General features: G+C 67.8%; 8 protein-coding genes. 1 reads left to right on the forward strand and 7 read right to left on the reverse strand.

The annotated features are described in order from the left end of the window. Positions 1 to 47 precede the first annotated feature (47 nt). The 4 genes from ACTJKY_RS20695 to ACTJKY_RS20710 all read right to left on the reverse strand — a co-directional run bounded on the left by ACTJKY_RS20695 (position 48) and on the right by ACTJKY_RS20710 (position 6,439). On the reverse strand, positions 48 to 1,454 hold the full coding sequence (locus ACTJKY_RS20695) for an efflux transporter outer membrane subunit (protein WP_440847973.1): 1,407 nt from the start codon (positions 1,452 to 1,454) through the stop codon (positions 48 to 50). Positions 1,455 to 1,505: 51 nt separating this feature from the next. After that, the gene (locus tag ACTJKY_RS20700; protein ID WP_440847974.1) at positions 1,506 to 4,682 is read right to left on the reverse strand and encodes an efflux RND transporter permease subunit; all 3,177 of its coding nucleotides are present in this window, start codon (positions 4,680 to 4,682) and stop codon (positions 1,506 to 1,508) included. Between the two features lie 115 nt (positions 4,683 to 4,797). Next, positions 4,798 to 6,048, reverse strand: coding sequence for an efflux RND transporter periplasmic adaptor subunit (locus ACTJKY_RS20705; RefSeq protein WP_440847975.1), 1,251 nt, complete (start codon positions 6,046 to 6,048; stop codon positions 4,798 to 4,800). Next, complete coding sequence (locus ACTJKY_RS20710) at positions 6,026 to 6,439, reverse strand: hypothetical protein (RefSeq protein ID WP_440847976.1); 414 nt, start codon at positions 6,437 to 6,439, stop codon at positions 6,026 to 6,028. The genes ACTJKY_RS20705 and ACTJKY_RS20710 overlap by 23 nt, the downstream gene beginning before the upstream one ends. 490 nt (positions 6,440 to 6,929) lie before the next feature. On the opposite strand from ACTJKY_RS20710, the gene ACTJKY_RS20715 reads away from it, so the two are divergent. Continuing rightward, positions 6,930 to 7,397 carry a hypothetical protein gene (locus ACTJKY_RS20715; RefSeq protein ID WP_440847977.1) on the forward strand — a complete coding sequence of 156 codons (468 nt, stop codon included), beginning with the start codon at positions 6,930 to 6,932 and terminating at the stop codon, positions 7,395 to 7,397. 16 nt (positions 7,398 to 7,413) lie between these two features. Here ACTJKY_RS20715 and ACTJKY_RS20720 read toward each other — a convergent pair whose 3' ends face one another. The 3 genes from ACTJKY_RS20720 to ACTJKY_RS20730 all read right to left on the reverse strand — a co-directional run bounded on the left by ACTJKY_RS20720 (position 7,414) and on the right by ACTJKY_RS20730 (position 11,449). After that, positions 7,414 to 8,025: a TetR/AcrR family transcriptional regulator gene (locus tag ACTJKY_RS20720; protein WP_440847978.1), complete on the reverse strand. Its 612-nt coding sequence runs from the start codon at positions 8,023 to 8,025 to the stop codon at positions 7,414 to 7,416. A gap of 112 nt (positions 8,026 to 8,137) precedes the next feature. Further along, a complete protein-coding gene (locus tag ACTJKY_RS20725; protein ID WP_121080088.1) occupies positions 8,138 to 8,344 on the reverse strand; it encodes a hypothetical protein in 207 nt (68 codons plus the stop codon). Between the two features lie 132 nt (positions 8,345 to 8,476). Further along, positions 8,477 to 11,449, reverse strand: a complete 2,973-nt coding sequence (locus ACTJKY_RS20730) for a TonB-dependent receptor plug domain-containing protein (RefSeq protein ID WP_440847979.1) — start codon at positions 11,447 to 11,449, stop codon at positions 8,477 to 8,479. Between the last annotated feature and the right edge of the window lie 33 nt (positions 11,450 to 11,482).

Genomic DNA, 11,482 nt, shown 5'->3' on the forward strand with positions numbered 1-11,482 from the left:
TTGGCCTGACGCCGCTCCCGTTAGGAAGCGGCGCCAGCGTCCGGGTCTCATGCCTGTTGCTGCCAGCCGCCGCCGAGCGCGCGGAACAGGTTGACCTGCGCCTCGGCAATCGCGGCATCTGCCGTCGCAAGCGCGGCCTGCGCATCGGCGAAGGTGCGCTCGGCGTCGAGCAGGTCGAGCGAGTTGATGTCGCCCTCAGTCTGGCGCGCGCGGGCGATCCGCACCGCCGCCTCGGCCTCGTTGAGCGCCGCCTGCAGCGCGGTGCGCCGCTCGAGCGCGCGGCCGTAGTTGGACAGCGCGGTCTCGGTCTCCTGCAACGCGGTGAGCACGGTGCCGTCGAAGGTGGCGAGCGCCTCGCGGCTATCGGCCTCGGCCGCGGCGATGCGGGCGCGCGCCGGGGCCGGGTTCACCGTCCAGTTGATCAGCCCCCCGACCAGCCAGCGCAGCGGCCCCGCGCCGAAGATGTTGCCGAAATCGTTGCCGGTGGATCCGCCCGACCCGCCCAGCGAGATGCGCGGGTAGAGGTCCGCGGTGGCGACGCCGATCCGCGCGGTGGACGCAGCAAGTCGGCGCTCGGCTGCTCGCACGTCCGGCCGCCGAGCGAGCAGCGCGGCGCCGTCGCCAACCGGGATCGGCTGGTCGAGCCGCAACGTGGTGTGGCGCTCGCGTGCCTCTGCCGGAAGCTCGGCGGGCGTCTTGCCGATCAGCGTGGCGAGCCGGAACAGCGCGGCGTCGCGCTGGGCGGCGAGCGACGGCACGTCGGCCTGGCGCTGGTTGCGCAGCGCGGCGATGCGGGCGACGTCCAGGCGGGTCGCCAGGCCCACATTACGGCGGCGCTGGGTAAGGTCGATCGACTGGTCGAGCAGCGCCACGATATGCTCGGCGACGGCCAGCCGCTCGGCCGAGGATACCGCATCGGCATAGGCGCGCGCCGTATCCGCCGCGACGATCACGCGGACCGCATCCGCATCAGCCTGCGCCGCGGCGACGTCACCGCGCGCCGCCTCGACATTGCGCGAGATGCGGCCGAACAGGTCGACCTCATAGGAGACGTTGAGGCCGGTATCGATCTGCCAGTCGTTCTGCGCGCTGCCGATTGGGCGCTGGCCCACCGGCAGGCGGCCATAATTGGCCCCGGCGCTAGCAGTCGCCTGGGGCAGCCGGTCCGAAGTTGCGCCGCGCAACGTCGCGCGAGCGCGCTCGATGCGGGCGACGGCGCCGCGGACATCGGTGTTGGCGGCTAGCGCCTCGGTCACCAGCCGGTCGAGCACCGGATCGTTATAGAGCCGCCACCAGCCCTCCTGCACCGGCGCGGTCGACACCGCCGGGGTGGTGGAAAGAAACGCCCCCGCGGCGCTCTGCGGCCGGGCGGGTGCCGTGTAGTTCGGGCCGGCGGCGCAGGCGGAAAGCGCCAGCGCCGAGACTGCGGCCATGATCGAAGCCATGCGTTGCATGCGAAATCTCCTGCGGCGGGCGCATAGGAAGCGCCCGCCGGTTGGTTCAGTTTACTCGGCCGGCTGGAGCTGGTGGTGTGCCCCACCCTGCCCGCGCCGCCGGGCGAGCCGCGCACCCAGCGCGCGGCACACCACGTAGAAGGTCGGCGTGAACAGCAGGCCGAAGCCGGTGACGCCCATCATCCCGAAGAACACGGCAGTCCCCAGCGCCTGGCGGAGCTCGGCCCCTGCCCCGCTCGCGATCAGCAGCGGCACCGCGCCGAGGATGAAGGCGAAGCTGGTCATCAGGATCGGCCGCAACCGGTCCTGCGCCGCCCGCACCGCGGCTTCCACCGGCGACAGGCCGTCGCGGACTTCCGCCTGGTGGGCGAACTCGACCACGAGGATCGCGTTCTTGGCGGCGAGCGCGATCAGCACGACGAGCCCAATCTGCGTCAGCACGTTATTGTCCATGCCGCGCAGGTTCACGCCCGCCATCGCCGCCAGGAGACACATCGGCACGATCAGGATGATCGCCAGCGGCAGTGTCAGGCTTTCATATTGCGCCGCCAGCACCAGGAAGACGAACAGCACCGCCAGCGCGAACACCAGACCCGCGGTGCTCCCCGCCATCTTCTGCTGATAGGCGATGCCCGTCCACTCGCCCGCATAGCCCGCAGGCAGTTCGGCCGAGAGCTTCTCCATCGCGTCGAGCGAGGCACCCGAGCTGTAGCCCGGCGCGGTATCGCCATCGACTTCCACCGCCGGGAACAGGTTGTAGCGCGTGACGCGATACGGGCCCGTCTTGTTCTCAAAGGTCGCGACCGATCCGATCGGCACCATGCCGCCGGCGTCCGAGCGCGTCTTGAGGTTGGCGATGTCCGCCTCGGTCGCCCGGAAGGGCGCGTCGGCCTGCGCGGTCACCCGGTAGGTGCGGCCGAGCATGTTGAAGTCGTTGACGAAGGCCGAGCCCAGATAGACGTTGAGCGCTTCGAACACCCGCTCCGGCGGCACGCCGAGGATCTCAGCCTTGCGGCGATCGATATCGGCGAAGACGCGCGGCGTCGCGGTGTTGAAGAAGGTGTAGACCTGGGCGAGCCCCGGCGTCTTGTTGGCCTGGCCGATCAGGCCGAAGGCGGTGTTGCCCAGTGCCTGATAGCCATGCTCGCTGCGATCCTCGACCATCAGGCGGTAGCCGCCGGCCGAACCGATGCCCTGGATGAGCGGCGGCGGGACGACGAGCAGCATCGCCTCGTTGATGTCGGCGGTGCGCTTGCGCGCCTCGGCCATGATGCCGGCGATGTTGACGCCGAGCTTCTTGCGCTCCTCGAAGCTCTGCAGCGGCACGTATGCGGCGGCGCTGTTCGGGGCGAGCGTCTGCGACGGGCCGTCGAAGCCCGCGAGCATCACCGAACCCTTCACGCCGGGGATCGGCAGGATGCGTGCGACGACCTTGCGCATCACTTCGTCGGTGCGTTCGAGCGACGAGCCCGGCGGCAGCTGGATGACAGTGAGGAAATAGCCCTGGTCCTGCGCGGGGATGAAGCCGACCGGCGTCACCCAGAAGGTCGCGACCGTGGCGGCGATCAGGCCTAGATAGGCAACCATCATCCGCTTCGGCCGGGTGACCAGCTTGTGGGTGAGGCGGGCATAGCCGTTGCTCATCCGCTCGAAGCCACGGTTGAAGGCATCGGCCGCGCGCGCAAACCCGCGCCCGATCCGCCCCTTGGCCTCGCCCTCGTGGTGCTTGAGCAGCACCGCAGCGAGTGCCGGGGACAGCGTCAGCGAGACGAGCAGCGAAATGGCGGTGGCGACCGAGATCGTCACGGCGAACTGCTTGTAGAAGGCACCCGACAGGCCGTTGAGGAACAAGGTCGGCAGGAACACCGCGAACAGCACCAGCACGATCGCGACCAGCGCGCCCGACACTTCGTCCATCGAGGTGCGCGCGGCTTCCAGCGGCGTCATGCCGCGCGCGAGGTTGCGCTCGACATTCTCGACCACGACGATCGCGTCGTCGACGACGATGCCGATAGCGAGCACCAAGCCGAACAGCGACAGGTTGTTGAGCGAATAGCCCATTGGCAGCAGCACCGCCATGGTGCCGATCAGCGACACGGGGATCGCCACCACCGGGATGATCGCCGCCCGCCACTTCTGGAGGAACACGATCACGACGAGGACGACGAGCACCACCGCTTCGCCGAGGGTGTGGTACACCGCGTCGATCGACTGGGCGATGAACTCGGTGGGGTTGTAGATCACGCGATATTCGAGGCCCTTGGGAAAGGTCTTCGAGATCGTGTCCATCTCCGCCTTGATCCGCAGCGCGGCGGCGAGCGCGTTGGAGCCAGGGCGCTGGAAGGCCGCGAGGATCACGGTGGGCTTGTTCGAGAGATAGGTGTTGGAGGAATAGTCGGCGGCGCCGAGTTCGACGCGCGCGACGTCGCTCACGCGGACCTGGCGGCCCGCGCTATCGGTGCGGATGACGACGCGGCCGAACTCGGCCGGGGTCTTGAGGCGCCCCTGCGTCTCGACGTTGAGCTGGAAGGCATTGCCGCTGGGGCTGGAGCCCGGCTGGCCGAGCGAGCCTGCCGCGACCTGGATGTTCTGCCCACGCAGCGCCTGGACGATGTCGCCCGCGGTGAGGTTCAGCGCGGCGGCGCGGCCGGGATCGATCCACACGCGCATCGCATAGTCGCGCGCACCGAACATGCGCACGTCGCCCACGCCTTCCAGACGCGCGAGGCGGTCCTTCACCTGGGTCAGCGCATAGTTGGAGATGTAGCTGCGATCGATCGAGTTGTCCGGCGAGATCAGATTGACGACCATCAGGAAGTCCGGGCTGGTCTTGCGGGTGACGACGCCGAGGCGCTGTACCTCTTCGGGCAGGCGCGGGATCGCGACCGCGACGCGGTTCTGCACCAGCACCTGCGCGGCATCGAGATTGGTCCCGGTCTTGAAGGTGACGGTGATCGTCACGTTGCCGTCGCCGGTCGACTGCGACGACTGGTAGAGCATGTCGTCGACGCCGTTGATTTCCTGCTCGATCGGCGCGGCGACGGTTTCCGCCACGGTCTCGGCCGAGGCGCCGGGATAGCTGGCCGTCACCGTGACCGTCGGCGGTACGATGTCGGGATATTGCGAGATGGGCAGCGCGAAATAGGCGATGCCGCCCAGGATCGTGATGATGATCGCGATCACCGCCGCGAAGATCGGGCGGGTGATGAAGAAGCGTGAGAGGCGCATGGCCTTCTCCTTTTCCTAGCGGACGCGCGTGCTCGCGCCCGCGTGCATTCACGCGGACGGGCATGCGGAAACTACCTGCCGCCGGGCCTCTGGGGTGCGCCCGGCGGCAGTTCGGTCAGCGGGCGAAGGTCGCCTGGCCCGTGACCGGAGCGGAGACGATCGGCGCGTCGGTCGCGGCGTTCGGCGCGATGGTGCCGGCCTTGGGCTGCACCTTGCCGCCGGGCTGGGCGAACTGGGTGCCGGCGATCACCACCTTGTCCTGGGGCGCGAGCCCGGAGCGGACGATGCGGAGGCCGTCGACCACCGGGCCGAGCACCACGGGCTTGGGCACCACCGTGCCGTCGGCGCCGACGGTGAGGACCAGCTTGCGCGCCTGATCGGTCTGGATCGCGGCGTCGGGCACCAGCAGCGCCTGCGCCTTGCCGCCCGCGGCGAGCCGCATGTTGCCGAACATCCCCGGCGTCAGGAACATGTCCTTGTTCGACAGCACCGCGCGACCGCGGATCGTGCCGGACTTGGGATCGAGCCCGTTGTCGGTGAAGTCGATCTGGCCCTTCCAGCGATAATCGCCTTCGTCCTGCAGCCGGATCTCGACCGGGCTGGCGGACGAACCCGCCGCGCGCTTGGCCTTGAGGAACAAGGCTTCCGAACCGTCGAAGGTGAAGTAGATCGGATCGAGCGCGTTGATCGTGGTGAGCAGCGTACCCCCCTGCCCTTCCCCGGCGGCGACCAGATTGCCGGGATCGACCTTGCGATCGGAGATGCGGCCCGAAATCGGCGCACGCACCTGGGTGAACTCGACATCGAGCGCACGCGCACGAACCCGGGCCTCCGCCGCGGCGACAGCGGCAGTGGCCGCGCGGACGCGGGCCTGGAGACGTTCGACATCGCTCTTCGACACCGCCTCGACGCTCACCAGCCGCTGGGCGCGGTCGAGGTCGGAGCGGGCAAGCGCCAGATCGCTCTGCGCGCTCGCCACGCCGGCCTTGGCCTCGGCCAGGGCGGCGGTGAACGGACGCGGATCGATGGTGAAGAGGAGCTGGCCCTGCTTCACGACCATGCCGTCCTTGAAGTGGATCGCGGTGACGGCACCCGAGACGCGCGGCCGCACCTCGACGGTGCGGCTCGCCTCGAAGCGGCCGACATATTCGTCCCACTCGTTGACTTCGCGGGCGAGCGGCGTGGCAACGGTGACGACGGGTGCGACCGGCGCAGCCACGGCGGGGGCGTTACGCCCGCTCAGGCTGAAGCCGGCGGCGACCACGCCTACCGGCACGACGACCAGCGCCGCCTTCTGCCAGGTGCGCAGACGCCTAGGCGCCCGTTCTGCCACCGCTTCGCCCTCAATGGGCGCGTGCATATTCATGATGGTTCCCCTGATTCATCGCCGCGCGACCACGGCTGATGCTGGTGAGCAGCGTCTCCAGCTGGCCGGGCGTGTAGCCGGCCTCGTGGAAGCGCTGGATTTCGGACTGGGGCACGCGGAAGCCGCGGTGCCACGAGATGACGGCGATGCGACGCAGCGCCTCGAGCTTGGGATCGGCCAGCCGCGGATTGCCGCGCTCGCCGCCGAAGATCACGCCGAACGCTATCGAGAGGCGGCTCGGCGCCTCCAGCGAGGACATGCGATCGCGCTGGGCGATCGCGACGACCTGCCATTCGAGTGCGCTCAGCTTGGTTTCCTCGCGCGGCGCGGCGAGGAAGGCGGGGAGCGTCGCTGCGTTGCCGGCCATGTCGGTGAGATCGAGATATGCCATGTCATTCTCCCTCGGTTGCGCCGGCGGGGAGCAAGGCTCCGCCCTCCCGAAAAGCGCCTGTTGCGGTTCCGGGTGCCGGGATGAATATTGTTGGTCGTGCGCCATGGATCGCAGCGATACCTCGCCCCGTCCACCTGCCCGCAGGCAGCGCCCGTTACTACGTGGGTATGATGGGATAGAGCCTAGGGCTCACCCCGTTTCTTGCGTGCAAGCTTGCGCATGTCCGCGTCTCCGTCTGCCCCGCGACCCCGTGGGGGCGGCGGATCGTCTTCTATACCAGTCGGTATATAAGTCGCGCTGCGGTGCGTCAACAGGCTTTTTATACCGGCCGGTATTTTTCCTCGCAAGCGCATTTTGCGTGTGCGAAACGTTTTCTTTTCAAGCCGCTGCACGCGCACTCCCGACCTGTTTGCCATGCGACCGAGCGGCGGGTAGACGACCATTGCCCAGGCGTTCCAAACGTCTGCATCTGTCGTGGGAGACTTGCCCGATGCGCTGTGCCCTTCTCGTTGCCGCCGTCCTGCTCACCGCCTGCGGATCCAAGGAAAAGTCCACGACGATCGCCGGCACCACCTACAAGACCGACGAGAGCGCCGGGACTTCCTCGATCACCACGGCGAACGGCAGCATCAAGACGACGCAGGGTGCCGCCGCGGCCGCGGTGGTGATGCCCGCCTATGCGCCGGTCTATCCGGGCGCGACCGTCGACGGCGTGATGGAAACCGAGTCGGGGGGCCGCAAGACCAAGATGGTGACGCTCGCGACCCAGGATCCGGTCGCCAAGGTCGGCGATTTCTACAAGGCCGCGCTGGCCAAGGAGGGGTGGAAGCTGCCCCAGTCCATGCTGATGCCCGACGCGGCGATGATCACCGGCGAGAAAGACGGCAAGCAGGTTTCGGTGATGGTCTCGAAGCAGGAAGACAAGACCGGCGTGGTGCTTACCGTTCCCAACGACTGAATCTAAGCAGGTCTATTCAGCGCGCCGGCCACATCGACAGGCTGGTCTGGACCAGCCGTTCGAGATCGGCGCAGCTGGTGCCCGCCCCGCCCTGCAGCGCGATGCCCTGGATCAACGCGATGATATAGGAGGTCAGCCCCTCCGGATCGGCATGCGGCGGAAGATCGTCTTCGGCCTTGGCGCGCTCGAACCGCTCGACGATCGCGCGCTTGGCGGCCTCGCCGCGCTTGAGCACTTCCTCGCGAATCGACTCGGCCTCGGCGCCGCACGCCACCGAATTGATCACGCCCATGCAGCCCTTGGGATCGCTGGTATCGCGCTGGCGCTCCAGCGCGCCGCGCAGCAGCGCTTCCGCCACGCCCCGCGCGGTCGGTGCTTCGAGCGCACGGCCGATATAGCACATCTTCTCGCGCTCGTAGAGCTCCAGCGCCTTGCAGAACAAGGATTCCTTGTTGCCGAACGCCGCATAGAGGCTGGGTCGCGTGATGCCCATCGCCTCGGTCAGGTCGGTCAGCGAGGCACCTTCATAGCCCTTGGTCCAGAAGATGCGGAGCGCCGCCGTCAATGCGTCTTCGACGTCGAACTCGCGGGGGCGACCCTTGGCTACGGTACAGGCAGCGGTTTTCATAACGAGCGGTATATAACCCCGACGACGGCCGATTGCCAGTACGCGTATTTCCGCACGCCGCAAAAGGTCCAGGCCCCGGGTGGCGGCGGGTGCGCCGCCACCCGGCAGATCCTTACGGACGAACGCCGCGCACGCCGTTCAGCACTGCCAGCGCGGCGATGCCGAGAAAGGCGGCGCTGGTCCAGGGCCGCGCCTTGGCGAAGCTCTTGGCCTTTTCGGTGATCGGGGCATCGCCCGAGAAATGGGCGCGGATGTCGTCGGTCAGCGCGGTCTTGCCGTTGGACACGGTCTTGGCGGCAGTCTGGGTGGCTTCGGTCATGCTTCGTCTCCGTTGATCCGGGCGCAGCGTTGCGCACCCGCCCTCAACGCCCGCCGTCGCTCCGGTTTCCGCACAAAACAAAGGTCCCGGTCTTGCGACCGGGACCAGGAGATCGTCGGGGGGACGAAAGGATCAGAAGTTCAGGCGCATACCGATGCGATAGGTGCGACCGATCGTGTCGTAGAGCGCCGGATTGACGTCGAGACCGGTGTTGGTCTGCGGCGCGGGGACGGGGTCGACGTTGAACAGATTGTCGACCTTGAAATAGCCCTCCAACCCGCGGGTGACCTTGTAGGAGCCGCCGACGTCCACATAGAAGGCGCCGGGCATGAAGTTGCGGCTGATCGTCGGGTTGTTGCCGGTCGATACCGGGCAGTTGGTCTGGCAAACGACATACTGGTTGCCGAAGTTGCCGTCGGAGAACCAGCGCTCCTGCACCAGCAGGCTGAACTTGTCGGTATCGTAGGTCTGCGTGGCCAGCCACTTCCAGTTCGGCGTGGCGCCGTTATTGGCACCGGCATTGTCCACCGTCGCGACACCGGCGATGCCGGCGCGGACGAGGAACTCGCTGACGTGCGTGCCCAGCGCGCGGACGGTGAAGTTGCCCGGCAGGCCGAGCGGGCGGGCCCAGCGATAGCTCGCCTCGATATCGAAGCCGCTGGTCTTCCAGCTCGCCAGATTGAACGGCTGGACGTTGATGAAATTGCCGCCCTGCACCGGGCTGTTGAGCACGAAGCCGCCGCAGAAGGCCTGGTTGCCGTCGGCACAGAAGCGCACGATCTGGTCCGGCGACAGCGTCGAGACGACGCCGCTCAGCTTGATCGTGTAATAGTCGAACGACAGGCTGAGGCCCGGCAGCCAGTGCGGGTTGGCGAGCGTGATGCCGACTTCGGTATTGCGGGCGATTTCCGGCTTGAGGTTCGGATTGCCGATGGTGTTCTGGAACGCCTGCACCGCGCCCCCGCCGGGGAACGGATTGCTGAAGTTCGGCAGGGTGGTGACGGTCGGCGCGGCGAACAGCTCCGACAGGTTCGGCGCACGCACGTCGCGCGAGGTGACCGCCCGCAGGCGGATACCGTCGATCGGCGTGGCCCAGCTGCCGCCGACCTTCCACGCCCATACCGAGCCCGAGGTGCTGTAATGGGTGTAGCGCGCGGCGGCGTTCAGGTTGGCGCGACCGAGGCTTTCGCTATCGAGCAGCGGCAGGTTCGTTTCCGCCGAGAACTCGTAGACATTGTACTTGCCGCCGCCATTCTTGTAGTTGCCCGCGGCCCAGTTGCTGCCGAGCGACTGGTTGAGCAGCGGATCGACCGGATAGTCGGCACTGTTGGGGCTGCTGGCGCCCGCACCATAGGGATCGGCGTTCACCCGGTAGAATTCGCGGCGATATTCGCCGCCGATCGCCAGGCTGAGCGGGCCGGCCCACAGGTCGAACAGATTGCCCGAGATGTTGGCGCTGACCACGTCCTGGGTCAGCTTGGTGTGCTGGAAGGGGCCGGCGGCCGGGGTGACATAGGCCAGCGCCGAGGCCGAGGGCGCGAAGCCGCCGAAGATGTTGATCGGCTGGCAACCCGCGGCGCGCGCTACCGGATCGGCGCAGACGATCGCACCGTTGAGCGCGATCGCGTTGGTCGCCGCGACATAGCGGTTCTGCAGCACAATATCGTGGACGTTGATGTCCGCGATGGTCTCGCCATGTTCGTAATAGGCGTCATAGTTCCACTCGCCGCCGGCGGCCGAGAACTTGCCCTTGGCGCCGAGCACGCCGCGATACTGACGACGGTCGGTATAGACCTGCGGATCGGGGAAGGCGCCGTTGCTGGTGCCGAAGTTGAACTGGGTGATCCCCGCCGTCGCGCAGCGATCGCGCACCAGCTGCGGCAGATAGGGGTTGGCGCACTGTACGGTCAGGTTCGGGCGGTTATAGCCCGGGCTCGGCTGGTTGTTGGTCTTGACCTGGCCGATGCTGAGCGTGCCGTAGAACTCGTTGCCCGGCGCGAAATCATAGCCGATCCGCGTATAGCCGACGACGCGCTGCAGCTTGGAGACCAGCGACGCGCCCGAACCGGGCGCACCGCTGAGGTCACCGCCGACGCAGAAGGCGTTGCCCGGATAGCAGTTGCTCACGCGGCCGTTGCCGAGCGGCTGGCCGCCCGAGCCATAGTTGAAATTGTACGGCGTGCCGTTGGCGTCGAATGCGATGCCCTGGAGCGGGCCGTTGTTGATCAGGCCATAGCGGGCATATTGGTAAGGCTGGGCATAGTCGCTGTAGACGAACTGCGGCGCACCATTGTTGGTCTGGTTGGTGTTGAGCAGCGTCGTCGCCTTGTACCAGTTGCGGCTGCGGGCGAGATCGGTGCCGAAATCGCCCGGGCCGACGCCGCCGTCATGGGCATATTCGCCGCTGACGATCAGGTGCAGCTTGTCCCCCGCGAACGATCCGCCCCAGGCGCCCTGGGCAAGGATCTGCTTGTTGTCGCCATAGGTGGTGATGCCGCCCTGCACATTGGCCTTGAAGCCGGTGAAGCGGGTATCGGTGATGAAGTTCACCACGCCGCCGACTGCGTCCGAGCCATAGGTGGCCGAGGCACCGCCATTGACCACCTCGACGCGCTTGACCAGCAGCTGCGGGAACAGGCTGATGTCCGGCACGCCGCTCACGTTCGCGGCAGCGACGCGCTGGCCGTCGAGCAGCGTCAGCGTGCGGATGGGCCCGAGGCCGCGCAGCGAGAAGGAGCTGAGGCCCTGGGTGCCGCTGGAGGTGCTGAAGGTGCCGGTCGCCGCGCCCGTCGAGCCCTGGAGCGAGGGGAGCTGGGCGATGGTGTTGAACAGGTTCGGCTGCGCATTGGCGGCGATCTGCTCGCCGCCGATCACGGTGGTCGGCGTGGGCGCCGTGAAGCCGCTGGCGACGATGCGCGAGCCGGTGACGACGATCTGGTCGTTCTGATCGGTCTGAGCGGGAGTGTCCGCCTGCGGCACTTCGGCGGCGGGCGCCGGGGCAGCCGCGGTAGTCTGGGCATGCGCCGCGCTTGCCCATCCCATGGCCGCGAGCGCGATCAGGCTCGCGCCGCCAAGGCGCAGCTGCGACGTGAGATTGGCTTTCATGCGACGAACCCCTCCAATGATTTCCGGGCGTTA

Source organism: Sphingomonas sp. 22176, from assembly GCF_052045505.1.
GTDB lineage: Bacteria > Pseudomonadota > Alphaproteobacteria > Sphingomonadales > Sphingomonadaceae > Sphingomonas.

Bases quoted from the DNA above. Each gene is read 5' to 3' on its own strand.
- ACTJKY_RS20715 (WP_440847977.1), top strand. From the start codon at position 6,930: ATGCGCTGTGCCCTTCTCGTTGCCGCCGTCCTGCTCACCGCCTGCGGA.
- ACTJKY_RS20705 (WP_440847975.1), bottom strand. From the start codon at position 6,048: ATGAATATGCACGCGCCCATTGAGGGCGAAGCGGTGGCAGAACGGGCG.
- ACTJKY_RS20700 (WP_440847974.1), bottom strand. From the start codon at position 4,682: ATGCGCCTCTCACGCTTCTTCATCACCCGCCCGATCTTCGCGGCGGTG.
- ACTJKY_RS20695 (WP_440847973.1), bottom strand. From the start codon at position 1,454: ATGCAACGCATGGCTTCGATCATGGCCGCAGTCTCGGCGCTGGCGCTT.
- ACTJKY_RS20710 (WP_440847976.1), bottom strand. From the start codon at position 6,439: ATGGCATATCTCGATCTCACCGACATGGCCGGCAACGCAGCGACGCTC.
- ACTJKY_RS20725 (WP_121080088.1), bottom strand. From the start codon at position 8,344: ATGACCGAAGCCACCCAGACTGCCGCCAAGACCGTGTCCAACGGCAAG.
- ACTJKY_RS20720 (WP_440847978.1), bottom strand. From the start codon at position 8,025: ATGAAAACCGCTGCCTGTACCGTAGCCAAGGGTCGCCCCCGCGAGTTC.
- ACTJKY_RS20730 (WP_440847979.1), bottom strand. From the start codon at position 11,449: ATGAAAGCCAATCTCACGTCGCAGCTGCGCCTTGGCGGCGCGAGCCTG.